General features: G+C 62.6%; 18 protein-coding genes. 9 read left to right on the forward strand and 9 right to left on the reverse strand.

The genetic code is table 11. The annotated features are described in order from the left end of the window. The first annotated feature begins 9 nt into the window (after window positions 1-9). From F2982_RS15295 to F2982_RS15310, 4 genes are all read left to right on the forward strand, one after another. On the forward strand, window positions 10-834 hold the full coding sequence (locus F2982_RS15295) for a transglutaminase family protein (protein ID WP_112719497.1): 825 nt from the start codon (window positions 10-12) through the stop codon (window positions 832-834). A 385-nt stretch (window positions 835-1,219) separates the two neighbouring features. Further along, complete coding sequence (locus F2982_RS15300) at window positions 1,220-2,419, forward strand: reprolysin-like metallopeptidase (protein WP_203428338.1); 1,200 nt, start codon at window positions 1,220-1,222, stop codon at window positions 2,417-2,419. 17 nt (window positions 2,420-2,436) lie between these two features. Then, on the forward strand, window positions 2,437-5,199 hold the full coding sequence (locus tag F2982_RS15305) for an adenylate/guanylate cyclase domain-containing protein (RefSeq protein WP_203428339.1): 2,763 nt from the start codon (window positions 2,437-2,439) through the stop codon (window positions 5,197-5,199). Between the two features lie 65 nt (window positions 5,200-5,264). Continuing rightward, a complete protein-coding gene (locus F2982_RS15310; protein WP_203428340.1) occupies window positions 5,265-5,999 on the forward strand; it encodes a TIGR02594 family protein in 735 nt (244 codons plus the stop codon). Between the two features lie 66 nt (window positions 6,000-6,065). Here F2982_RS15310 and araD read toward each other — a convergent pair whose 3' ends face one another. The 6 genes from araD to chvE form a co-directional block, all read right to left on the reverse strand. Continuing rightward, window positions 6,066-7,805, reverse strand: coding sequence for an L-arabinonate dehydratase (gene araD / locus F2982_RS15315; RefSeq protein WP_130277706.1), 1,740 nt, complete (start codon window positions 7,803-7,805; stop codon window positions 6,066-6,068). 63 nt (window positions 7,806-7,868) lie between these two features. Then, on the reverse strand, window positions 7,869-9,302 hold the full coding sequence (locus F2982_RS15320) for an aldehyde dehydrogenase family protein (RefSeq protein WP_199627439.1): 1,434 nt from the start codon (window positions 9,300-9,302) through the stop codon (window positions 7,869-7,871). Window positions 9,303-9,372: 70 nt separating this feature from the next. Beyond that, window positions 9,373-10,368 carry an AraD1 family protein gene (gene araD1 / locus F2982_RS15325; RefSeq protein WP_203428341.1) on the reverse strand — a complete coding sequence of 332 codons (996 nt, stop codon included), beginning with the start codon at window positions 10,366-10,368 and terminating at the stop codon, window positions 9,373-9,375. A gap of 119 nt (window positions 10,369-10,487) precedes the next feature. Further along, window positions 10,488-11,693, reverse strand: a complete 1,206-nt coding sequence (gene mmsB, locus F2982_RS15330; protein ID WP_112719490.1) for a multiple monosaccharide ABC transporter permease — start codon at window positions 11,691-11,693, stop codon at window positions 10,488-10,490. Beyond that, window positions 11,641-13,227: a multiple monosaccharide ABC transporter ATP-binding protein gene (gene mmsA / locus F2982_RS15335; RefSeq protein WP_203428342.1), complete on the reverse strand. Its 1,587-nt coding sequence runs from the start codon at window positions 13,225-13,227 to the stop codon at window positions 11,641-11,643. Before mmsA ends, mmsB begins: the two co-directional genes overlap by 53 nt. Window positions 13,228-13,324: 97 nt before the next feature. Then, entirely contained in the window at window positions 13,325-14,389 is a 1,065-nt protein-coding gene (chvE, locus tag F2982_RS15340) for a multiple monosaccharide ABC transporter substrate-binding protein (RefSeq protein ID WP_112515571.1), read from the reverse strand. Between the two features lie 273 nt (window positions 14,390-14,662). Between chvE and F2982_RS15345 the strand changes: the two genes are divergently transcribed. Together F2982_RS15345 and F2982_RS15350 are read left to right on the forward strand one after the other, a co-directional pair. After that, window positions 14,663-15,667: a LysR family transcriptional regulator gene (locus F2982_RS15345; RefSeq protein ID WP_203428343.1), complete on the forward strand. Its 1,005-nt coding sequence runs from the start codon at window positions 14,663-14,665 to the stop codon at window positions 15,665-15,667. Window positions 15,668-15,727: 60 nt separating this feature from the next. Beyond that, complete coding sequence (locus F2982_RS15350; protein WP_203428344.1) at window positions 15,728-16,228, forward strand: hypothetical protein; 501 nt, start codon at window positions 15,728-15,730, stop codon at window positions 16,226-16,228. Here F2982_RS15350 and F2982_RS15355 read toward each other — a convergent pair whose 3' ends face one another. Continuing rightward, complete coding sequence (locus tag F2982_RS15355; RefSeq protein ID WP_203430085.1) at window positions 16,229-16,474, reverse strand: hypothetical protein; 246 nt, start codon at window positions 16,472-16,474, stop codon at window positions 16,229-16,231. Between the two features lie 153 nt (window positions 16,475-16,627). On the opposite strand from F2982_RS15355, the gene iolG reads away from it, so the two are divergent. Both iolG and F2982_RS15365 read left to right on the forward strand, forming a co-directional pair. Continuing rightward, window positions 16,628-17,620 carry an inositol 2-dehydrogenase gene (gene iolG, locus F2982_RS15360; protein WP_203428345.1) on the forward strand — a complete coding sequence of 331 codons (993 nt, stop codon included), beginning with the start codon at window positions 16,628-16,630 and terminating at the stop codon, window positions 17,618-17,620. Window positions 17,621-17,789: 169 nt separating this feature from the next. Then, entirely contained in the window at window positions 17,790-18,680 is an 891-nt protein-coding gene (locus F2982_RS15365; protein ID WP_203428346.1) for a DMT family transporter, read from the forward strand. Here F2982_RS15365 and F2982_RS15370 read toward each other — a convergent pair whose 3' ends face one another. Both F2982_RS15370 and F2982_RS15375 read right to left on the reverse strand, forming a co-directional pair. Then, complete coding sequence (locus F2982_RS15370) at window positions 18,681-20,465, reverse strand: radical SAM protein (RefSeq protein ID WP_203428347.1); 1,785 nt, start codon at window positions 20,463-20,465, stop codon at window positions 18,681-18,683. It lies immediately after the preceding gene. Between the two features lie 270 nt (window positions 20,466-20,735). Next, on the reverse strand, window positions 20,736-22,409 hold the full coding sequence (locus F2982_RS15375; protein ID WP_203428348.1) for a DEAD/DEAH box helicase: 1,674 nt from the start codon (window positions 22,407-22,409) through the stop codon (window positions 20,736-20,738). 750 nt (window positions 22,410-23,159) lie between these two features. Here F2982_RS15375 and F2982_RS15380 point away from each other — a divergent pair. Next, complete coding sequence (locus F2982_RS15380) at window positions 23,160-25,703, forward strand: autotransporter outer membrane beta-barrel domain-containing protein (RefSeq protein WP_203428349.1); 2,544 nt, start codon at window positions 23,160-23,162, stop codon at window positions 25,701-25,703. Window positions 25,704-25,730 lie beyond the last annotated feature (27 nt).

The raw sequence follows: 25,730 nt of genomic DNA on the forward strand, positions 1-25,730 counted from the left end.
GATGAAGAGATGAGATTGAAGATCAGCCACATCACCGAATACCGCTATGACGAGCCGGCGCAGTTTTCGCTGCAGCGCCTGCGCCTGACGCCGCCGAGCGGCTTCGGCCAGGTGGTCGCCAACTGGTCGCTGCATGTCGAGGGCGCGACGCCCGAGGTCGAGTATGACGACCAGTTCGGCAATCACGTCAATCTCGTCTCGCTGGAAGGCGAGCAGCAGGTGACGCGCATCGTCGCCGAAGGCGAGGTCGAGACCGAGGACCGCAACGGCGTCACTGGTCCGCATACCGGCTTCTGCCCTCTCTGGCTCTTCCTGCGCGACACGCCGCGCACCAAGCCCGGCAAGCTGATCAAGGAGCTCATCAAGACCGTCAGCGGCGACAACGATCTCGCTCGCATGCACGCGCTGATGGCGGCGATCCACGAGACCGTCGATTACAAGCCGGGTACCAGCGACACGGAGACCACCGCCGAGCAGGCGATGGAGAAGAAGAGTGGGGTCTGCCAGGACCACGCCCATATCTTCGTCTCCGCCGCCCGCGCCATGCAGATCCCGGCACGTTACGTCTCGGGCTATCTGATGATGGAAGAGAAGGTCGATCAGGCGGCAACCCATGCTTGGGGCGAGGCGCATATCCCCGGCCTCGGCTGGGTCGGCTTCGATCCCGCCAACAAGATCTGCCCCGACGCCCGCTACGTCCGCACCGCCTCCGGTCTCTGCTACCGCGACGCCGCACCCGTCTCGGGAATGCGCATCGGCACGCCGGGCGAGAAACTGTCGGTGGTGGTGAAGGTGGAAGATCAGGGGCAGGCACAGAGCCAAAGCCAGAGCTGATGTCACACGGATAGCGATCAAAATATATTAATCGCAATATAGTCTAATGTAATATCGCGCACCTGTGCTACAATCAACCTAGGAATGCAGTGGGCAACTGACCATGGGGAGAGTATCCATGTCAGCAATGCAGGCCTTTGCCGATCAATATTCTGAAAATCCGCAGAAGATCTGTGCGGGTGCTTTGTGCGCCTGTGCCATGCCGGTCCGGGTCTTTGACCGAAGTTGTCGGCCCGATGACATCGCGGATAGCGGCGGGACTGACCGGCCGCGCTAATCACAGTGCCAACATGCGATAATTCAACGGCTTGATCTTGCCGTTCCTGAAATGCGTGTCCGGTTTTTCAGCCGGTTGCCACGCCTGTTTCATCTGGGGGATCGCACCATGTTTGAGCGGAAAATCGTACAGATCATTGCATTCATACTGGTTGCCGGCGCTGCCGGATATGCGCAGGCGCAGAGCTTCGTGCGGCTGCTGCCGGAGGCGACCACACTCAGCACCGAGGAAAACAACGAGCTGAAGGCGATCAAATCACTGCCGACGACGGAATGGGCAAGGCTCGCTGAGGTTGATCCGGAACAGCTGAAAAAGGGCGGCGACGTTACCTTCGATCTCGGCGAGGGCCGGTCGCTTTCGTTGAGCGGCAACGACAAGGTCGCGGCCACGGCGCGCGATTTCGTTTGGTCGGGCGAAGAGAAAGCGGCGAACCGCAGCAATGCGGAAAGTCCTGCCAATGCCGTCGTCACCGTCGATGGCAATGAGGTCTCGGCGACGATCCGGACCAATGAGGAGCTCTACAGCATCGAGCCGATCGGCGGCGGCGCGCATGTGATGATCAAGGTCGCCACCGATCGATTGCCGCCCGATCACACGGAGCGGCGGCTGCAGCGGCGCGGCGAGAAGCGCGAGATGCCCGGCCGCGAATTGCGCAAGGCCGACAGGGCGGTGGCGACGATCCGCGTGCTGGTTTTCTTCACGCCGAAGGCGAAGGCGCAGATCAGCAATATCGCGCTGTTTGCCAAGCAGGCGGTCAACGAGACGAATACGGCTTTCGCCAAGTCCTCGGTGAATGCCAGGGTCGAATTGGCCGATGCGCAGGTCGTGCAATATACCGAGACCGGCTCGCAGAAGCGGGACACGGCCCGCCTGACGGCGCGGCGGGACGGCTACATGGACGGCATCCATGCGATACGGGACCGGACCAAGGCCGATCTCGTGCTCCTGATCACCACCGACAGAGGCGAATGCGGCTGGTCGCAGCAGGTCTATGCCAATGCGGCCTCGGCCTTTGCGTCGAACTATTTCGACTGTTCGATCAAGAACCTGTCGTTTGCCCATGAGATCGGCCACCTGCTTGGCGCCTGCCACAATGTCGAGGACAGCAGCGGCTGTCCGTTTGCCTATGGTCATGGCTACCGGAACGAGCCGCAGCGCAAGCAGAGCGTCATGGCCTATCCATGCCGGCGCGTCACCTGCGTGCGGCAGCCGCAATGGTCGCGTCCGCCGGACTGGGGCAATGCGCGCCGCGCCGATGTGGTCCGGCTGCTGAATGCGACGGCCGGCCGGGCCGCGGCATTCCGCTAGAGACGGAAGGATGGGCAATGGCGTTTGAAATGTCGCCACAGCAACCGGCGGGCAGCCCGCTGACATCAGGCGTGCTTGTGTTCCTGCTGACGGATGTCGAGGGATCGACCTATCGCTGGGAGGAATTCCCCGATGCGATGGGGGAGGCGCTCGAACGGCACGACGCGATCCTGCGCGAGGCAATCCTTTCGCATGGCGGCCACGTGTTCAAGACGGTCGGCGATTCCTTCCATGCCGTCTTCTCCGCGCCGGCCGCCGCCGTCTCTGCCGCCCTCCAGGCGCAGCGGGCGCTGAATGCGCAGGATTTCGGGGCGATCGAAGGCATGAATGTGCGTATGGCCGTGCATGCCGGACCGGTCGAGGTGCGCGGCGAGGATTGCTTCGGTCCCGGCATCAATCGCGCCTCGCGGCTGCTGCTCGTCGCCTATGGCGGGCAGGTGCTGGTGTCGGGCACCGTTGCCGACCTGTTGCAGGGGAGATTGCCCGAAGGGTCCAACCTCTTCGATCTCGGCCGCCACCGCTTCCGGGATCTGCAGGAGCCGGAGCAGGTCTTCCAGCTGGTTGCCGAAGGTATCAACGAGGCCTTTCCGCCGCTGCGCTCGCTCGGCGCCCGGGCTGATCGCCTGCCGCGGCCGCTGACATCGTTAATCGGGCGTGAGGCGGAGGCCGCCGAGCTGATCGGCCGGCTGGAGCGGGCGAGGCTGCTGACCCTGATCGGGTCCGGCGGGGCGGGCAAGACGCGGCTTGCGATCGATCTCGGCGCGCGGCTGGTGGAAGCCTATCCTGACGGCGTCTGGTTCGTGGAGCTTGGGCGGCTGGAGGATCCGCAGCTGGTGGCCGAGCAGATCTGCGGGACGATCGGCGTCGCCGTCCAGCGTAACCGGACGGCCGTTGCGAGCGCCGTCGGCTTCATGCGCGAAAAGCAGGCGCTGCTGATCATCGACAATTGCGAGCATCTCGTCGATGCCTCGGCGGATGCTGTCGATGCCATTCTCTCCGGCTGTCCTTCAATGTCGGTCCTCGCGACATCGCGGGAGCCGTTGGGTGTCTCGGGCGAAAACCTGTTTCGCGTTCCAAGCCTCGCCGTGCCGCCACCGGAAGGAAGCACGGTCGACGAGGCGATGGCGTTTCCCTCGGTGCGGCTGTTCGTCGAACGCGCGGCGGCGGCTGCCGGAGACTTCGTGCTGACAGAGGCCAATCTGGAGGCGGTGATCAGCATCTGTCATCAGGTGGATGGCATTCCGCTGGCGATCGAGCTTGCGGTACCCAGGCTTCGGATCATGCGCCCGGAAGCGCTGGCGGCAGGCCTGCGTGACCGGTTCCGGTCGCTGGCGCAGGGAACGCGCGGAGCCCCGCCGCGCCACCGCACGCTGCAGACCTTGTTCGAGTGGAGCTACAATCTGCTCAGCGAACAGGAGCAGACCCTGCTGCGGCGTTTGTCTGTTTTCGTCGGCGGCTGGACGGTGGAATCGGCGGCGGCGGTCGTCTCCGGCGATCCGATCGACGACGACGATGTGCTGCAGCTCATCACCTCGCTTGCCGACAAGTCCCTCGTCGCTGCCGATTTCTCGACGGAGAACACCCGCTATTCGCTGCTGGAAACCACGCGCCAATATGCCTTCGCAAAGCTCTTCGAACTCGGCGAGCGGGGCCGCAGGCGGCGTCTTGCCGAGTACATGACGCAATTCTACGCGCAGGCGAGCCGCGTCTGGCCGTCCATGCCGACCGAGCCATGGATGACGTCCTATCAGTCGGAGATCGACAATCTGCGCGCCTCGCTGGAATGGGCTTTCGGGCCGGAAGGGGACGCCGATATCGGCCGGGAACTGACCAGCGTCAGCCTGCGGATATGGGACGAGCTTTCGCTGCTGCCGGAGCGGGAGCGATGGTTCTCGCTCTCCGTCGGCTCGCTTCCCGACGACACCGCCGAGGATGTCGCGGCGCGGCTCTGGCTGGGGCGGACGTCGGTGAGTTCGCATGGCGACAAGTCGACATTCGATGCTGCGATCAAGGCGGCCGCGCATTTCCGTAATCTTGGTGATCAGTTGGGCTCGGGCGAGGCGCTGGCGCGGGCAGGGGCGGCGCTGTTGACGCCCAGCCAGCGTGAGGAAGCGCTGCGCTATCTCCAGGAAGCGTTGGAGCTGCTCGCGACCCTGCCGCCGACAAAACCCTTGGCGGCCTGTCTGCGTTCTCGCGCTGTAGCGGCTTATTTCGAAGGTCATTTTGCGGAGGCGCGCACGCTGATCGACCGCTCTTCCGTGGTGGCCCGCCTGCTGGGCGACACGCAGGGCATCGTCAATGCGATGATCGCGCTTGCCGAGCTCGAGTTCGCCGAGGGCCATGTCGCGGCGGCGATCAGCACCGCGCGCCAGATGATCGACCACGAGGATTGCAACAGGCGCCAGCTGGCGCTCGGCTTCGGCAACCTGACGGCCTATCTGCTGGCTTCCGATCGGCTGACGGAGGCGCGGCTCACGGCGTTCAACGGGCTCCTGAAGGCGCGCTCGCTCGGCTGGCCGGCGGCGATCACGCGCATGGTCGAGCATCTGGCGCTGATCGTCGGCATCGAGGGCGATCTCGACCGTGCCGCGGTGCTGCTCGGCTATAGCGAGCATTTCTATGTGCTGGATACGGCAAGCCGGGAGATCACCGAGAGGGTCGGCTACGAGCGGCTTTGCGCCATCCTGGAAACCATGGCTCCGATCCGGCTGACGGAGCTCAAGGCGGAGGGGGCGGCACTGCCGGAAGCCGAGGTGGTGGAGTTTGCGTTGAAATCCTAGGACCGGCCGGCATGCAGCCCGGCCTGACCTGACTGTTGCGTGCGATCACGGAGGGAGGGCTTGTGATGATCAGCAGACGGGAATTCCTTGCCGCAGCGACCTGCGCGGTATCGATCGGCGGCAACGTCTTTGCTGCCGATATGCTGGCAGAGGCGCCTGCGAATGCAGGTCCGAAAGTCTACGGCGCCGATTTCACCGGGCCGCTGCCGTCCAGCCTTTACCTGCGCGGCCGCTTGCCGCCGTCAGGCTCCGAGGAGGCGACCGCGCGGCGGATCATCAACGCCGCGCCGCGCTCGACGCCGCTGGCGGTCATGCGCTACTTCGCCGGTCTTCGCGACGTGAACCGCGACGGCGAGGCCTATAATGCGGGATGGGCGAGCCGCTGGAACCCTGTCATCGTCGAGTTCTACAGGGCCACCGATGACGACCATAGCGGCGACCGGACGCCGTGGTGCGCGGCCTTTCTGAACTGGTGCCTGGAGCGCTGCGGCTATGACGGCGGCACGCGCAGCACGGTCTCCGGCAGTTTCCGCAAGGCGGGCGGGCTGACGCGCAGCCCTTCGGTCGGCGACGTCGTCGTCTTCAAGCGGGGCAACACAGGCTGCCGCGGCCATGTTGCCCTCTATCTCGGCAGGAGCGGTAGCAATTACCGGGTTATCGGCGGCAATCAGACCGATATTCACGGCCATTCCTCGATCAATATCCGTGATGTGCCTTTCCCCGGTTCCGGGCTGGCGCTCCATTCCTTTCACCGGATCTCGGCCTTCCGTCCGGCGGTGTCGCCGCGGCCGAGCTGCTGATCACAACACCCACGAAAGCAAAAAGGCGACCCAAGGGCCGCCTTTCGCATTCGAGTTTCGCACTTCTCAGTGGCTGTCCTTGCCCACTGCGCTGCCGCGACATCCCTTGAGGAAGTCGAGGTCGGCGCCGGTGTCGGCGCCCTGGACGTGCTGCTGGTGCAACCAGGCGTAGCCGGAGGTCGGCAGGTCGTGGTGCGGCTTCCATTCGGCGAGGCGCTTTGCCAGTTCCTCTTCCGAGATGTCGAGGTGCAGGCGGCGGTTCGGAACGTCGAGCTCGATGAAGTCGCCGTTCTTGACCACGGCCAGCGGACCGCCGACAGCGGCTTCCGGCGAGGTGTGGAGGACGACGGTACCGTATGCAGTGCCGGACATGCGGGCGTCCGAGATACGCACCATGTCGGTGATGCCCTTCTTGAGCACCTTCGGCGGCAGACCCATGTTGCCGACTTCGGCCATGCCCGGATAGCCCTTCGGACCACAGTTCTTCATGACCATGACGCAGGTCTCGTCGATGTCGAGATTGTCGTCGTTGATCTTCGCCTTGTAGTCGTCGATGTCTTCGAAGACGACGGCGCGGCCGCGGTGGACCATCAGATGCGGGGAGGCGGCCGACGGCTTCAGGACGGCGCCCTTCGGGGCGAGGTTGCCGCGAACGACGACGATGCCGCCGGACTGCGTCAGGGCCTTTTCAGCCGGGAGGATGACGTCTTCGTTCCAGTTGACGACGTCCTTGACCTCGTCCCAGACGCTCTCGCCTGATACGGTCAGCGCATCCTTGTGCAGGAGGCCGGCTTCGCCGAGGCGCTTCAGGACGACGGGCAGGCCGCCGGCATAGAAGAACTCTTCCATGAGGTACTTGCCCGACGGCATCAGGTTGACGATCGTCGGAACGTCGCGGCCGCAACGGTCCCAGTCGTCGAGCGTCAGGTCGATGCCGACGCGGCCGGCCATGGCGAGAAGGTGGATGACGGCATTGGTCGAACCGCCGATCGCCGCGTTGGTGCGGATGGCGTTTTCGAAGGCCTGCTTGGTCATGATGTCGGAGGGCTTCAGGTCGTCCTTGACCATCTGCACGATGCGGCGGCCGGTCAGCTGCGCCATCACCTTGCGGCGGCTATCGACGCCCGGGATCGCGGCATTGCCGGAGAGAGCCATGCCGAGGGCTTCGGCCATCGACGCCATCGTCGAGGCGGTGCCCATCGTGTTGCAGGTGCCCGACGAACGGCTCATCGAGGCCTCGGCCTCAAGGAATTCGGCCTGCGTCATCTCGCCGGCCTTCACCATTTCGGAGAACTTCCAGAGATGCGTGCCGGAACCGACGCGCTCGCCGCGGAAATAGCCGTTCAGCATCGGACCGCCGGTGACGACGATCGAGGGCAGGTCGACGGAGGCGGCGCCCATAATCAGCGACGGCGTTGTCTTGTCGCAGCCGACGAGCAGCACGCAGCCGTCCATCGGCTGGCCACGGATCGCTTCTTCGACGGCGAGTGCCGCGAGGTTGCGGTACATCATCGCCGTCGGGCGGAAGGTGTTTTCAGAGGCCGAGAAGACGGGAACTTCCATCGGGAAGCCACCGGCTTCCCAGACGCCGGCCTTCACCTTTTCGGCGAGTTCGCGCAGATGGCCGTTGCACGGCGTCATGTCGGACCAGGTGTTGAGGATGCCGATGACAGGGCGTCCGTCGAACAGGTCGTGGGGATGTCCCTGGTTCTTCATCCAGCCGCGGTGATAGATCACGTCACGGCTGGTGCCGCCGTACCATTCCTGCGACCGCAGCTTGCGGGGCCATTCCGCTTTCTTGAACATTGTCTCTTGCCTTTTGAGGAATGCCGAGCCGCCCTCGCGACGGCCCGGATCACCAGTTGGTCGTCAAGCCAGCGTGTAGCTGGTCTTGACCGTTGTGTAGAATTCGGCGGCGTACTTGCCCTGCTCGCGCGGGCCGTAGGACGAGCCCTTGCGGCCGCCGAAGGGAACGTGGAAGTCGACGCCTGCGGTCGGCAGGTTGACCATCACCATGCCGGCTTCGGCATTGCGCTTGAAATGCGTCGCATGCTTGAGGCTGGTGGTGGCGATGCCGGAGGACAGGCCGAAGGGCGTGTCGTTGGCTGTCGCCAGCGCTTCTTCGTAATCCTTGACGCGGATGACCGAGACGACCGGGCCGAAGATCTCTTCGCGCGAAATGCGCATCTGGTTGGTGGCTTCGGTGAAGAGCGTCGGCTGCAGGTAGAAGCCGGGGGTGTCGCGGGTCAAGAGCTCGCCGCCGAAGGCGAGCTTGGCGCCTTCCTTCTTGCCGATCTCGATATAGTCGGTGTCGGTCTTCAACTGGCGCTCGTCGACGACCGGGCCGATATGAGTGCCAGCCTTCATTGCGTTGTCGACAACGACGGTCTTCAGCTTTTCGGTCAGTGCCGCGACGAACTTGTCGTGGATGCCTTCGGTGACGATCAGGCGCGACGATGCCGTGCAGCGCTGGCCGGTGGAGAAGAAGCCGGAGTTTGCGGCCGCTTCGACGGCGACGGTGAGATCGGCGTCATCGAGGACGACCATCGGGTTCTTGCCGCCCATTTCCAGCTGGAACTTGCGGTTATGCTCGATGGAGGAGGTGGCTACGCGCTTGCCGGTGCCGGTGGAGCCGGTGAAGGTGATGCCGGCAATATCCGGGCTGTCGAGCATGGCCTGGCCGACGACCGAGCCCTTGCCCATGACGAGGTTCAGAACGCCCTTCGGCAGACCTGCGCGGTGCAGGATGTCGACGATCGCCCAGGAGCAGGCGGGAACGAGTTCGGCCGGCTTGAAGACGATGGTGTTGCCGTAGCAGAGCGCCGGCGCGATCTTCCAGGCCGGGATGGCGATCGGGAAGTTCCAGGGGGTGATGATGCCGATGACACCGAGCGGGTCACGGGTGATCTCGACGCCGATATTCGGGCGCACCGACGGCATCGTCTCACCGGCGAGACGGAGCGCTTCGCCTGCGAAGAATTCGAAGATCTGCGAGGCGCGGATGGTTTCGCCGATGGCTTCCGGAAGCGTCTTGCCTTCTTCGCGTGCCAGCAGAGCGCCGAGCTCGTCCTTGCGGGCCATGATCTCGTCGCCAGCCTTCTTCAGGATGACGTGACGTTCCCAGATGCCGGAGCGCGACCAGGCCGGGAAGGCGGCCTTGGCGGCAGCGATGGCGTTCTTGGTGTCTTCGGCCGAACCGTCGGCATAGAGGCCAACGACTTCGTTGGTATCCGACGGGTTGATGTTCTTCGTCGCATTGGTGCCGACCCATTCGCCGGCGATCAGGTTCTGATAAATGGTCATGGGCCTGGAAGCCTCCTCTACCTTTTACAAATTTTTTGCTCCGGCCGTCTGGCGGCCGGATGAAGCGAAATTAGAGCTGCTTGACGATGATTTCTTCTTCGGCGTCGATCTTCAGCGGATTGCGCAGCGCCAGGCCGAAGTCCGCGACTTCGATTTCGAAGACGTCGCCTTCCTCGGTCTTGATGCCATCGGCGAAGGACAGTGTCGCGGTGCCGAACATGTGGACATGGACGTCGCCGGGCACGCGGAACAGGCCGTACTTGAAATGGTGGTATTCGAGATTGGCGAAGGTGTGCGACATGTTCGCTTCACCGGACAGGAAGGGCTTTTCGAAGATCACCTTGCCGCCGCGCTTGATGCGCGAGGTGCCGCGGATATCCTCGGGGGCAGCGCCGATGCGGATTTCCGGGCCGAAGCTTGCGGGGCGCAGCTTGGAATGGGCGAGGTAGAGATAGTTGATCCGCTCGGTGACGTGATCGGAGAATTCGTTCGAGAGCGCAAAGCCGATGCGGAACGGCGAACCGTCTTCGGCGATGACATAGATGCCGGCCATCTCGGGTTCTTCACCGCCGTCGAGCGCGAAGGAGGGGGAGACGAGGGGAGCGCCGGGTGCTGCCGCACCATAACCGTTGCCCTTGTAGAACCACTCGGGCTGGACGCCCTTTTCGCCGGCCTTCGGCTTGCCGTTCTCAAGACCCATCTTGAACATCTTCATCGAGTCCGTGAGGGTTTCCTCGGCGGCTTCGGTGGTCTTCTTGTGCATGCTGTCGCGGGTGGCGGCAGAGCCGAGATGCGTCAGGCCGGTGCCGGTCAGATGCAGGTGGGCTGCATCGGGATGAGTGATCGGCGGCAGGAAGCTGCCGTCCGCATATGCCTTTTCGAGATCGACGGCGTCGCCGTAGCCGTGCGCCTCGATGACCGAGACGAGGGACTTGCCCTTGTTTGCTGCTTCCATGGCGAGCGCATAGACGCTGCCTGCATTCTTCACGGCCTTCGCTGCACCGCCCGGCTCGCGCACGGCGACGATGATCTCTCCGTTCGAACCCTTGATCTGCGAAATAAGCACGGTCTTCATCCTCTTTGGGTAGCTGCGGATAATGCTCCGCCTCTCCGGCTCCAGAGGGAGCCGGAATTATTCGTTTTCATGACTGCGAATGCGAATGCATGGAGCTGGCGCCGAAGCGCTCAGCCCTTGTTCTTGTTATAGACGTCGAAGAAGACGGCGGCCAAAAGGACTGCGCCCTTGACCATCTGCTGGTAGTCGATGCCGAGACCGATGATCGACATGCCGTTGTTCATGACGCCCATGATGAAGGCGCCGATGACCGCGCCGGTGATCTTGCCGACGCCGCCGGAAGCCGATGCACCGCCGATGAAGCAGGCGGCGATAACGTCCAGTTCGAAGCCGACACCGGCCTTCGGGGTTGCCGAGTTGAGGCGCAGCGCGACGATGATGCCGGCGAGACCTGCAAGCGCACCCATGTTGACGAAGGTGTAGAAGCTCAGGCGTTCGGTGTTGATACCGGAGAGCTTCGTGGCCTTCTCGTTGCCGCCCATGGCGTAAACGCGGCGGCCGATGGTCGTGCGGCGGGTGACGAAGGTGTAGATCGCGATCAGCACCAGCATGACGACGAGAACGTTCGGCAGACCGCGATAGGTCGACAGCTGCCAGCCGAGCGCGAGGATCGCGAGCGTGATGATGGCGTTCTGGGCGATGAAGAAGCCGAAGGGCTCGACATCGATGCCGTGGCTTTCATTGACCTTGCGGCGGCGCCAGGCGAGGTAGAAGAGAACGGCCGGGATGATCAGCGTCAGGACGAGCGAGGTCGACTGGACCGGGATGCCGGCGATGTCGATCATGTCGCCCGGCAGGAAGCCGGTGCTGATGACCTGGAATTCCTTGGGGAAGGGGCCGATGTTCTTGCCGCCGAGAACCGTCAGCGTCAGGCCGCGGAAGACGAGCATGCCCGCAAGCGTCACGATGAAGGACGGGATGCGGTGATAGGCAATGAAGTAGCCCTGTGCCGCGCCGATCAGCGCGCCGACGAGGATACAGATCACGCCGGCCAGCCAGAAGTTCACCCCGAGCGACACCGTCAGGATCGCCGCTATCGCGCCGACAAGGGCGACGATCGAGCCGACCGACAGGTCGATGTGGCCCGCCACGATGACCAGCAGCATGCCGAGCGCCATGATGACGATGAACGAGTTCTGGAGAACGAGGTTGGTCAGATTGACCGGGCGGAACAGGATGCCGCCGGTATAGATCTGAAAGAACAGCATGATGGCGACGAGCGCGATCAGCATGCCGTATTCGCGGATGTTGCTACGGATGTAGTCAACAACGGAAACGACGTTGCTTTCCTCGGTTGTTGGGTTGACCGGAGTCATTGTTTCTTCTCCCTGAGCGCATGATAGCGCGCATGATGGTTTCCTGGCTCGCTTCTCCCTTCGGCAGTTCCGCGACGATCCGTCCTTCGTTCATGACGTAGATGCGGTCGCACGTACCGAGAAGCTCGGGCATTTCCGATGAGATCATCAGAACGCCTTTGCCGTCGGCGGCAAGCTGGTTGATGATAGTATAGATTTCATATTTCGCACCCACGTCGATACCGCGGGTCGGCTCGTCCAGGATCAAAACATCGGGATCGGAGAACAGCCACTTGGAGAGGACAACCTTCTGCTGGTTGCCGCCCGAGAGGTTGACCGTTTCCTGGAAGATGCCCGACGAGCGGATGCGCAGCTTCGACCGGTAATCGGTCGCGACCCTGCTTTCCTTGATGTCGTCGATGATCGTGTTGTTGGAGATGCCTGCGAGATTGGCAAGCGAGGTGTTGTGCAGGATGCTGTCGTTCAGCACCAGGCCGAGATGCTTGCGGTCCTCGGTAACGTAGGCGAGGCCGGCATCGATCGCCTTGCGGACGGTGCTGACATCGACAGACTTGCCGTGCATCAGCACGTCGCCGGTGATCTTGTGGCCGTAGGCCTTGCCGAAGACGCTCATGGCGAACTCGGTACGGCCGGCACCCATCAGGCCGGCGATGCCGACGACTTCGCCCTTGCGGACGGTGACGTTGATGTCGTGCAGCACCTGGCGGTCGCGGTGATGCTGGTGATAGGCGTTCCAGTTCTTCACTTCGAGAATGGTTTCGCCGATCGGCACCGAGCGCGGCGGATAGCGGTCTTCGAGATCGCGGCCCACCATGTTGCGGATGATGATGTCTTCGCTGATCTCGTCCGCGTGACAGTCGAGCGTCTTGACGGTCATGCCGTCGCGCAGGACCGTGATCTGGTCGGCGACTTTGCGGATCTCGTTCAGCTTGTGCGAAATGATGATCGAGGTGATGCCCTGATTGCGGAACTCGATCAGCAGATTGAGAAGCGCGTCGGAGTCGCTTTCGTTCAGCGATGCGGTCGGCTCGTCGAGGATGAGCAGCTTGACGCTCTTCGACAGCGCCTTGGCGATTTCGACGAGCTGCTGCTTGCCGACGCCGATGTCGGTGACCAGCGTATCAGGGGATTCGCGCAGGCCCACCTTGGCGAGCAGCTGGCGCGTGCGATTGAAGGTTTCCTGCCAGCTGATGACGCCGTTCTTGGCGTTCTCGTTGCCGAGGAAGATGTTTTCGCCGATCGAGAGCAGGGGCACGAGGGCCAGCTCCTGATGGATGATGACGATGCCGATCTCTTCGGAGTCCTTCAGGACCTTGAAGTTGCGGACGTCGCCTTCGTAGACGATCTCGCCGTCGTAGCTTCCGGCCGGGTAAACGCCGGAGAGAACTTTCATGAGGGTCGACTTGCCGGCCCCGTTTTCGCCCACCAATGCGTGGATCTCACCCTGGCGAACCTTGAGGTTCACATTCTCGAGCGCTTTGACACCCGGGAACGTCTTGGTGATGTTCCGCATTTCGAGGATTGTATTGTCCATAGTCAAAAATCCAGCGCCGTGACCTGAAAACCGTCAGGCGATCATAGAATCGAAGACCGGAACCCGCAACAAAGCGGGTTCCGGCCGACTTCTGAAATTACTTCAGCTGGTCTTCTTTGTAGTAACCGCTGTCGATCAGGACGGTCTTGTAGTTGTCCTTGGTGACAGCTACCGGCTTCAGCAGGTAGGACGGAACGACCTTGACGCCGTTGTCGTAGGTCTTGGTGTCGTTAACTTCCGGCTCCTTGCCGGACATGACGGCATCAACCATGGCAACGGTGACCTTAGCGAGTTCGCGGGTATCCTTGAAGATCGAGGAATACTGCTCGCCAGCGATGATCGACTTGATCGACGGAACTTCCGAGTCCTGGCCAGAAACGACCGGGAGCGGCTGGTCCGGGGTGCCGTAGCCAACGCCCTTCAGCGACGAAATGATGCCGATGGAGAGACCGTCGTAAGGCGACAGAACAGCGTCGACCTTGGCGTCGGTGTAGTTAGCCGAGAGCAGGTTGTCCATGCGAGCCTGGGCCGTTGCCGGGTCCCAACGCAGCGTGCCGACCTTGTCCATGCCGGTCTGGCCGGACTTTACGACGAGCTTGCCAGAGTCGATGTAAGGCTGAAGAACCGACATTGCGCCGTCATAGAAGAAGAAGGCGTTGTTGTCGTCCGGCGAACCGCCGAAGAGTTCGATGTTGAACGGGCCCTTGCCGTCCTTGAGGCCGAGCTTGTCGACGATCGTGCCAGCCTGGAGAACGCCAACCTGGAAGTTGTCGAACGTTGCGTAGTAGTCAACGTTGCCGGAGTCGCGGATCAGGCGGTCATAAGCGATGACCTTGATGCCGGCGTCGTGAGCCTTCTGGAGAACGTCCGAGAGGGTCGTGCCGTCGATCGAAGCGATAACGAGAACCTTGGCACCCTTGGTGACCATGTTTTCGATCTGCGAAAGCTGGTTCGGAATGTCGTCGTCAGCGTACTGGAGGTCGGTCTGGTAGCCGGCGTCCGTAAGCTGCTTGACGATGTTGTTGCCGTCGTCGATCCAGCGAGCCGAGGACTTGGTCGGCATTGCGATACCAACGAGACCCTTGTCGGCGGCCATTGCCGGTACAACGAACGAAGCGACGCCGAAGGCAGCCGCAGCCATCAATGAGATAATGGATTTCATTTCTCTCTCCCTTGTTAATAGATCGGCGGACGAAAAATCGCCCACCACGAAACTGTGGCAGGTTCCGTAGATTGGATAGTTACTTCAGATGGTGAGAAACGAAGTAGGTCTCCTCCACGATCTCACACGTGTTGAGTGCCAACCAGCACACGGCGGCAAACTCGTACGGAATCCTATAACTGTCAAATAGAATAAGTGGTAAAGTGCATAACAAATTTGGTATATCGTTAAAAAGTATTACTTTTGATGGAAGGCGGAGGGGAGGCCGCAACCATGACGATCATCTCCGAGCCTATTTCGATGGATTACGTCGATATCCACAGCGACAATTTTGCCGATGACGCCTTTCTTCGTGCGGGTTTGAAGCTGAATCACCTGCGCATGATTGTCGCAATCGAAGATAGCGGCCAGATTTCGGCCGCCGCCGAGACGCTCGCCATCTCGCAGCCCGCCGCATCGCGAATGCTGTCCGAAATGGAATCAATCGTGAAGACGCCGCTATACGAGCGGGTGGCGCGCGGCGTGGTGCTGACGACCTTCGGAGAAGCACTCGCAAAGCGTGCGCGAAAGATCCTTCTGGAGCTGCGCGAAGCCGGCCGCGAGATCGCCGAATTGAAGAGCGGCAAAGGCGGTTCGGTGTTCATCGGCGCGGTGACGGCGCCGGCCATGAGCCTCGTCGTTCCGGCGATCGACAAGGTGCGCAAGAGCTTCCCCGGCATCGAGGTCAACATCCAGGTAGAGACCAGCAACGTGCTGGCGCGGGAGCTACTGGCGGCCCGGCACGACTTCATCATCAGCCGCATCCCCGACGATCTCAATCCGCGGCTTTTCGAAGTGCGGGAGATCGGCGTCGAGAAGGCCTGTCTCATCGTGCGAAGCGGCCACCCGCTACTCAAGGGCGGACCGAGCAGCCTTTCCGATCTGCGCGACTACGACTGGGTGTTCCAGCCGCCGGGTACGCTGCTGCGCCGCACGGTCGAGGACATCTTCCTCGGCGCCGGCGTTCCGGTGCCCGGCAATATCGTCAACACCTCGTCGCTGCTTTTGACCTGCGCGATCATCTGCAAGACGGATGCGATCGCGCCTGTTGCCGTCGATGTGGCGCAATTCCTGTCGAGCCAGAGCTCGGAGGCGTCGGATGTCCGCATGCTGCCGACGGAATTCGAGATCAACGTCAAGCCCTACAGCCTGATCACCGCCCGAGAGCGGGCGATGCCGCCGAGCGCGCGGCTGCTCTACGACCTGATCCTGGAGGAGGCGCTGGCGGTTTCCGCTTAGCCGCAAGCCCGGCGCCATCTTGGCATCGGAAACTGCGCGCCTTCGAAACGGGAAGGCAGCATGCTGTTCGGACAATCGGTGTTCCAGTCGGTTCTGGAACGGCTGAAGGCGGAAGAGGGCGGGGATGACGACGAGGCGGGCGATCAGCCCGCGGTTCATCGCGTCCATGGTTTCTCGACCGGCCTTGCCTTCGACGTGATGGAAGGGGTGTCGGCTGCCGGGCAGAAGCCGGGGCAGGCCTATTTCGACAATCTGGAATTCGAGGCGCCGCCACCGGCGCCTGAAGCCGCCGTCGTCGAGCCGGAGCCAGAACCTGTACTGGAGCCAGAGCCGGAACCCGTCATGCCCGAACATCTGTCGCGCACCGCGCCGGCCGACATTGCGGCGGAGCTGGCGATCTCGGCGGCGGATACCGTGCAGTCGCTCGGAGAGAAGCGCCGCGCCTTTGCCAAGCTCAATCATCCCGACCGCGTGGCACCGCAATTCCGCGACAACGCGACGCGGCGCATGACTTTGGCGAATCTTCTGATCGATGAAGCGGTGCGGCGTCTCAGCCGCTGATCACTCCGGATCCTTGTCTTCTTCGGCATGCTCGGTGGCGGCCGGCTTTTCTTCGGCAGGTTGCTGCGGCTTGAAGGTCCAGAACAGCATATAGAAGGCGTAGACGCCTGCGGCACCCGACAGCACGCCCCAGAAGGGATCGCCGCCGAAAAATTCGAGCACTGCCCAGCCAAGGCAAACGGCAACGATAAGTGCGCGTACCCAGGCATTGCGGTAGGCGGGGTGGCTCGGGTCGATCAGCTGCATAAGTGCTCCGGTCATATTTCCATCACTTGTCTTTAGGATGGATTTCACAAATGTGAAAGAGTGGCGGGCTTGACGGCTCGCGTAGAAAATGGAATGAAAATTCCAGAAATATTGCAATTCGGTCCATTTGTTCCGAATCCTAGGGAGGTTCTCATGACTGTCAGATTTGGTCTTCTCGGCGCCGGCCGTATCGGCAAGGTTCACGCCAAGGCGGTGACCGGCGATGCCAACGCCAAGCTCGTTGCCGTTGCCGATGCATTCCCGCAGGCGGCCGATGCGATCGCGTCCGCCTATGGCTGCGAAGTGCGCACGATCGAGGCGATCGAGGCCGCGAAGGATATCGACGCCGTCGTCATCTGCACGCCGACCGATACGCATGCCGACCTGATCGAGCGCTTTGCGCGCGCCGGCAAGGCGATCTTCTGCGAGAAGCCCGTCGATCTCGACGTCGACCGCGTCCGCGCCTGCATCAAGGTCGTCAACGAAACCAATGCCAAGCTGATGGTCGGCTTCAACCGCCGCTTCGACCCGCATTTCATGGCCGTGCGCAAAACGATCGACGACGGCCGCATCGGCGATGTCGAGATGGTGACGATCACCTCGCGCGATCCGGGCGCTCCGCCTGTCGATTACATCAAGCGTTCCGGCGGCATCTTCCGCGACATGACCATCCATGACTTCGACATGGCGCGCTTCCTGCTCGGCGAAGAGCCGGTCTCGGTCTTCGCAACGGCTGCCGTTCTCGTCGACAAGGCGATCGGCGAGGCCGGCGACTATGACAGCGTTTCCGTTCTGCTGCAGACCAAGTCCGGCAAGCAGGCGATGATCTCCAACTCGCGCCGCGCCACGTACGGCTACGACCAGCGCATCGAGGTGCATGGCTCGAAGGGTCTCGTCTCGGCTGAGAACCAGCGCCCGGTTTCGATCGAAGTCGCAAACGGCGACGGCTATACCCGCCCGCCGCTGCACGACTTCTTCATGACCCGCTACACGGAAGCCTATGCCAATGAGATCGCCAGCTTCATCGCTGCGATCGAGAAGGGCGCCAAGATCACACCGTCGGGCGCCGATGGCCTCGCGGCGCTGGCGCTGGCCGACGCTGCCGTGCAGTCCGTCAAGGAAGGCAAGCTCATCAAGATTGGCTGACGGCCTTCTCCCGACCGAAAGCCACAATGAGATGGCCGGGCAATCGCCCGGCCATTTCGTTTTCGGGCATCAGCGAAACTTGAATTTAGCTTCAACGTTTCGCCTTTGACGCGGCCGGGCGGGGAGGCTATCAGCCAACGATATTTTCGCTCTTGCCCCGAGCCGCATCATGACCCTCGACCGCTTCGCTCCCGCCATCTTCGTGCTTCTCTGGTCGACCGGCTGGGTCGTGGCGAAATATGCGGCGATGCATTCGGAGCCGTTCACGTTTCTCGCCATCCGCTACACGTTCTCGGCGCTGGCTTTCCTGGCGCTCTGTCTGGCGCTGAAGGCGAAATGGCCAGACCGGGCGACGGTCTGGCGGGCTGTTTATTCCGGGTTCTTCCTGCACGGCTTCTATCTCGCCGCCATCTGGTGGGCGATTGCCAATGGCGTGCCGGCCGGTATCTCGGGCGTCATCGCTGCGATGCAGCCGCTGCTGACGGCGATGGCCGCGCCTTTCTTGATCGGCGAGCGGCTCCAGCCGGCACAGAAGCTCGGGCTGGCGCTCGGCTTCCTCGGGATCATCATTGCTGTGTCGCCGAAGCTTATCGAGCCGGGAACGGCCGATCTCATGCATGCGGCGGTGCCGCTGACGATCAACCTGATCGGCATGGCCTCCGTCACCTACGGCACGATCTATCAGAAGAAGCATCTGCACAGCGGCGACCTGAAGGCGATCGCGACGCTGCAATATCTCGGCGCGCTCGCCATCACCGTGCCGCTGGCGCTTGCCTTCGAGAACCTGCATTTCGACGGCACCATCGAGGCCTTCGCCGCACTCGCCTGGTCGGTCGTCGGCCTGTCGATGGGCGGTATCGGGCTGCTGCTCTATTTGATCCGCCGCGGCCAGGTATCGCGGGCGGCGTCGCTGATCTATCTGATGCCGCCGACGGTGGCGATCGAGGCCTTCATCGCCTTCGGTGAACCGCTGACGCTGCCGCTCATCCTCGGCACGGTTGTTGTCGTGACGGGCGTCTATCTGACGAATCGCAAGAGTGTTCAGGCGATCGAGGCCTGATCACTCGGCTGCGGGCGCTGTGTGCGTCAGCTTGGCGATCTTGCGGACGTGGTTGACGGCCGCGGTGCCGCCTGCGGTCTTGGTGAAGAGATCGAGCTTTTCTTCGTCGTCTTCTCCAACAGGGGTCAGCGCCTGATCCATGTAAGTCTTCGAGGCCGGATCCCTGGCGATCTTGAAGGCTGCATAGCTCATCTTCACGATGACGCTTGCGAGCTTCATGTGCTTGCTGAAGGTTTCCCAGGCGAAGCGCGGCCAGAAGAGCAGGGGATGAACCGGCTTCAGCCCCGGGCGCAGTTCCGACGGGTGCTTGAGGCGGAGCAGGCCGCTCTGCAGCGGATGGACGTTCTCGAGCGGCACGGTGGTGGCGAACGAGACCAGCACCTTGACGAGGCTGGCGAGCGGAACGCCGGTCGCCACAGCGCGGCGCAGCAGCGTCTTCACGTGCTCGGGCGAATAATAGAGCGACCAGGCCTCGCGATAGACGCTTTCCCACTCTTCGCGGCTCATCTTTTCATGCGCGGTGCAGACATGCTCGACGTCGTAGACGTTGAGGTCCTTCTCCATTTCGACGCCCTTGCGCCAGAGCGTCTGGTGATCCTCGGAGCCGGGCAGCGGGGTGAGCACGAAAAACTCGATGACATCGAGGGGGAGCTCGTGCTGGATGATCTGGATGTCGCGGCGGATGCTCTCCGGTGTATCGGCCGGGAAGCCGAGGATATAGCCGGCAAGCGTCATGATGCCCTGCGCCTTCCAGGCGAGCAGCATCTTGCGATATTCGGTGATCTTGTTCTGGTTCTTCTTGGCGGCCGTCAGATTGTCCGGATTGACGTTTTCGAGGCCGATGAAGACGCGGGTGACGCCGGCGCGCTTCGATTTCTCGATGAAGTTCGGGATCTTGTGGCAGAGCGTATCGACCTGGATCATCAGGCCGAGCGGAATGCCGTCCTTTTCCCTGAGTTCGATCAGCCGGTCGAAAATCGCTTCCCAGTCGCGGTTGCGGGCGAAGTTGTCGTCGGTGATGAAGAACTTGTGGATGCCCTGCGCCCAGTTCATCCGCACCAGCTTCTCGATGTCATCGGCGGAACGGAAGCGCGACTTGCGGCCCTGGACGTTGATGATGGTGCAGAAGGAACACTGGTAGGGGCAGCCGCGGCCGGCATCGAAGCTGCTGGAGAGGCCGAGCGTATGCTGGATGTTTTCCTTGCGCAGGAAGGGCACAGGCGTACCGCCGATGCCCGGCAGGTCGTTCATGAAATTGTAGACGGGCTCGAGCTGGCCGTAGGCGGCATCCTGCAGCACCTTGTCCAGCCGTCCCTCGGCTTCGCCGGCGAACATCGAGATGCCCATCTCGCGGCAGGCATCGAGTTCGACTGCCTTGCCATCGAGCATCGACAGGCAGCCGGAGACATGGAAGCCGCCCATCGACACCGGAATGTTTGCGGCGCGGAAGGGGCGGGCGATATCCAGCGCACGGGGATACTGGTTCGACTGCACGCCGATCAGGCCGACCATGCCGAAATTGCCGTGCCGGGCAAGCTGCGCCAGAAGCTCGGGAATGTTGACGCGGGTATTGGTCTCGTCGATCACCTTGATATCGATGCCGACACCGGGGCCGAGCACTTCGCGTTCGGCGCAATCGGCGGCGATACCATAGAGTGCTGCCAGCGAATTGGACGGGATCATCGCCCGCCACCAGCGGATCACGTAGCCATCGTCGTCGTAATGCGACGGCTTGATCAGAATCAGCTGGAAGCGCTTGGCGCTGGAATTTTGAGGCAATGGCACGGGCAGTCTCTCTTGATCAATGGGAGCTTGAAATGAAATGCACGTAATCGTCTCCAGCCGCCTCTCAGACGCTGGCTTTCAAACAAATCTGCTCTGATCGACGATAGACCCCGGCGTCTCGCAATGCAGATTGCAATTTCGTTCGCATATGGCTGCCGGGCCGCGGCTGTTCAAGGCCGTCGGTCCGGAAGTATTCCGTCACCGTGGTTCTAAAACAAAAAGAGGCCGGATGATACCGGCCTCTTTCTGAATTCAGTGTTCAGACCTGTCTCAGGCCTGTTCGCGGCGCTGGCCGCCACCATTGCGGGGACCCTTACGGCGCATGCCGCCGGAGCCGTCCTTGCGCTCGCCATGGGCCTGCTGGCCCTCGCCATGCTTGCGGCCGGGACGGCCGTTGCCGTTGCGGGCAGCGCCGGGGTGATGGCGATTGTGGTTTTCGCCACCGGCATGGTTCGGGCGCTGCGGCTTCTTGGCCGTGCGGAAATCCGAGGTCGATGCGAGATCGTTGTCGGGGCCGGCATCCGGGGTCGCTTCGCCACGGCGCTGGCCGCGGAAGTCCTCGTTGCGCTGCTTCTGGCGCTCGGGACGGGGACGGCGCTCGCGGCGCTCCTCGCCACCGGCGCGGACTTCGCCGCCTTCACCTTCGCGGCGCGGACGCTGCGGACGGTTGCCGCGGCCTTCGCCGCCGTTACGGTTTTCGCTGCGGCCTTCGCCGGAACGGCCCTCACCACCACCACGGCGCTCGCCGCCGCGATTGCGGTTGTTGCCATTGCCGTTGCCGTTTCCACGGCGCGGGGCAGCGCGCATGTCGGCCGGAGCTTCGCCGCTGGCAACGGCGATGCTGATGTTCATCAGCTTCTCGATGTCGCGGAGCAGGCGGGCTTCATCCGGCGCGCAGAAGGCGATCGCGATGCCGTCACGGCCGGCGCGGGCCGTACGGCCGATGCGGTGGACATAGGCTTCGGCAACTTCCGGCAGGTCGTAGTTATAGACGTGGCTGACAGCCGGGATGTCGATGCCGCGGGCGGCAACGTCGGTGGCGATCAGCGTCTTGATATCGCCGTCCTTGAAGGCCTTGAGGGCGCGCTCGCGCTGGCCCTGGCTCTTGTTGCCGTGGATCGAGGCGACCGAGTAGCCGACGGAATCGAGATGCTTCATCAGCTTCTCGGCGCCGTGCTTGGTGCGCAGGAAGACGATGGCGCGGCCATCGGGGTTCTGCGTCAGCGACTTCTTCAGGAGATCGGTCTTGTCGTTCTTGCCGTTGACGAAGTGGACATACTGCTCGACCTTGTCGGCAGCCTTGCCCGGAGGTGTCACTTCGACGGTAACCGGATCGGTCAGGTAGTCGGCAGCGAGATCGGCGATCGACTTCGGCATGGTGGCCGAAAACAGCATGGTCTGGCGCTTCTTCGGCACCATCTTGGCGATCTTGCGCAGATCGTGGACGAAGCCGAGGTCGAGCATCTGGTCGGCTTCATCGAGCACCAGGTAGCGCACGGCGGTGAGGCCGATGGCGCGGCGGGCGACGAGATCGAGTAGGCGGCCGGGGGTGGCGACCAGAATGTCGGTGCCCTTTTCGAGCTGCAGCTGCTGCTTGTTAATCGACACGCCGCCGACGACGACGTTAATGCGCAGATGCGACTTGCGCAGGAAGTTCTTCAGGTTGACGGCGATCTGGTTCACCAGTTCGCGGGTCGGCGCCAGGATCAGCGTGCGGGTGGTGCGGTTATCCGGGCGGCGTTCTTCATGGATGAGCTTCTCGATGAGCGGCAGGCCGAAAGCGGCCGTCTTGCCGGTGCCGGTCTGCGCGAGGCCGATCAGGTCGCGGCCCTGGATGAGAAGCGGAATTGCCTTTTCCTGGATGGGGGTCGGCGTTTCGATGCCGAGCTGGAAAAGAGTGGCGACAACCGGCTTGGAGACACCAAGCGATTCAAAATTGGTCAAGTCATAACCTTTTCAGGGCGCGCCAAAACCAAATCGCCGGAGCGCGGAATGCGGCCCGGTGTCGTTCTGGCGTCAAGAACCCCGCGTGAAGTGGGAACTTGTCTTGTTGGAAAAAGCTTTCCAGCGCTTCTGCCGCGTCTTGGGATGCGGTCTCTACGAAATGCGCTTTTGCCCTTCTTCCTGCTCCTATTTGCTGGCAGGGGCACGCTCACGCGGCGGCCGGAAGGTGAAAGCTGGGCTGCATTTGGTCTAGTTCGCGCCGAAAGTCAAGGGGATGGGCCGCATGGCTGCCTTGCGCTTTGCCGGGAGCGACGGAGCAGGCGGCGATGTCAGCCGATTTTCAGGCCCCGCGACTGTGACCCTCGGAGCGTCGCCGGCTTCAACCAATCGGTGCACTTCATGCCGTCCGGTCCTTGCTGCGTGTGGTGGCGGCGGCGCCTTCCGGCGCTTGGATGCGACATGTGGCTTTTCTAATATAGTTCGGAAGATTACCAATGTCTTAACATATTGATTTACAAAAGTTTAATAGTCGAAAACTCTGTTGCTGCGCCGCAACATTCTGTCGTTTTTTGGAAAATGTTTGTCGCTTTGCAACCTAATGGTTGCTTGCCGGATCGGCCGAACGCGGGCAGGGGGAGCGTATTCAAGACGTGTAATTGTTCATATTAGAATCAACTTTATGGAGATATTCGTGAGCGCCACCCCGGCATCAGGTTTTTCGAAAAGCAGACTCTTCTCGCAGGCGTAAGCTTGGCCGCGTTGCTGCTCGGCAGCTGTCTGGCATCCCCGGCCCTCGGGGCCGAGTATCTGGTCAGCAACGATACTGAACTGCGTAATGCGATCAACACGGCGAATGCCGATGGCGACGCCACGGCGACGATCAAGCTGACGGCGGGGTTCTCGACAACCGGCTCAATATTGCCGACGCCGACGAAGCCGATCACCATCGATACTCAAGGTTTTGCTATCGGCAATCTTCAGTTCACCAACACCGGTGGGCAGACGCTGACGATCGAGGGATCGATTGCAGGTGCGACGGCCGAACGCGGTATCGTCATCAGCAACACCGGTCCCTCGTCTCTGGTCAACAACGGCTCGATAACGGGCGGACCCGACGGCTCGTCCACAACGAGCGCCGGCGCAAACCTGAACGGGACGACGTTCGTCAACAACGGCACGGTGACCGGCGGCTCCAATTCCGGCGCCGGGAGCGGCGGCTTCGCTATCCAGGCGCAGCGCGGTACCAATGTCACCAATAACGGGCTCATCCAGGGCGGAAGCAGCGCCACGGGCAATGGCGCACTCGGCGTGTTCGTCGGCGGTCCGGCAGGCGCCCTCAGCACGCTGACCAACAATGGCACCATCCGCGGCGGCGACGGTGTCAATGGAGGCGTCTTCACCGGTGAGGGCGTGCAGCTCCGGGCCAACGGGACGCTGATCAACAACAGTACGGGCACGATCGAGGGCGGCAGCAATGCCTACGCCATCTCCGTACAGATGGCGGACGCCACCATCGTCAATAGCGGCACGATCAGTGCCGGTAGCGGCATGACGGACGCGATCGTCATGTCGAATGCAACATCCAATTTCACCCTGGAGCTCCAGGCCGGTTCCACCATCAACGGCAACGTCATCGGCAACGCGACGCTCGATGATACGCTGCGCATCGGCGGCGCGGGCACGGATACGTTCGACATCGCCTCGATCGGCGTGGCCGCGCAGTATCGGAATTTCGATATCTTCGAGAAAACCGGTACCGGCACCTGGCTGCTCGACGGCGTCGGCACGGCCACGACGGATTGGACCGTCTCCGACGGCACGCTGCTGATCGGCGACGACGCGACCGACAGCGTCACCGGCGACATCACCAACCTTGCGACGCTTGGCGGCAGCGGCACGATCTTCGGCAATGTGACGAATTCGGGGGCCATCGTGGCGGGGAGCGGCGCCACGGGCGCACTGACGATCTCGGGCGACTATACCGGCAATAACGGCGTGCTCGATATCCAGTCGGTGCTCGGCGGCGATACGTCGGCGACCAGCCAGCTCGTGGTGACGGGCAATACGGCGGGGACGACCACCGTGCGGGTGACGAATGCCGGAGGTGCCGGGGCGCAGACGGTCGAGGGCATCAAGATCATCGATGTCGGCGGCACGTCGGCGGGCACCTTCTCGCTGCAGGGGGACTATGTCTATAACGGCGATCAGGCCGTCGTCGGTGGCGCCTATGCCTACCGGCTCTATCAGAACGGCATCGCGACGCCTGCCGATGGCGACTGGTATCTGCGCTCGGTGCTGATTGCGACATCGACGGCGCCGCTCTATCAGGCGGGCGTGCCGATCTACGAGGTCTATCCGCAGATGCTGCAGCAGCTGAACGCCATCGGCACGCTGCAGCAGCGCGTCGGCGACCGCTACTGGGAGACCGGCAGCGATCCGGTCGCCGCAAACGGGCCGGATGGCGTGTGGATGCGCACCGAGGGCATGTATGGCCGCGTCGATCCCGCTTCCAGCACCAGCGGCGCCACCTATGATTACGATCTCTGGAAGGCCGAAGGCGGCGTCGATGGCGAGCTCTACCAGAGCGGCAAGGGCCTGCTGATTGGCGGGCTGACGGCGCATTTCGGCACGATCACCGGCGATGTCAGCTCGATCTACGGCGACGGCAAGATCGAGACGATGGGCCAGGGTGTCGGCGCGACGCTCACCTGGTATGGCGCGGATGGCTTCTATGCCGATGCGCAGGGGCAGTTCACCCTCTACGACACGACGCTGAAATCCGATCTCACCAATGCCGACCTGAAGGGCGGCAATAGCGGCTTCGGATCGACGCTCAGCATCGAGGCGGGGCGCCGCTTTGCCTCGGCCGGTTCGTGGTCGATTACGCCGCAGGCGCAGCTCATCTATTCGTCGATCGATTTCGACGATTTCCATGATGCCTTCGGCGCGCCGGTTTCGCTCGATCGCGGCGACAGCCTGAACGGCCGCGCCGGTATTGCCTTCGATCGTGACGAGAGCTGGCAGAAGGCCGACGGCAAGACGGTTCATGCCAAGCTCTACGGCTCTGCAAACCTCTACTACGAGTTCCTGCAGGGAACGGCGGTCGATGTCGCGGGCCTGCGCTTCAAGACAGAAAACGACCGGCTCTCGGCCGGTGTGACGCTCGGCGGTTCCTATAGCTGGAACGACGAGCGCACCTCCGTCTACGGCGAAGCGACCGCCCGGTCCTCACTCGAGAACGTCGGCAGCAGCTATGCGCTGAGCGGCACTGCCGGTATCCGCGTGAAGTGGTAAGCGATCAGAGCGCCCGGTCCGCGCGGC

This window comes from Rhizobium sp. BG4 (assembly GCF_016864575.1).
Classification (GTDB): domain Bacteria; phylum Pseudomonadota; class Alphaproteobacteria; order Rhizobiales; family Rhizobiaceae; genus Rhizobium.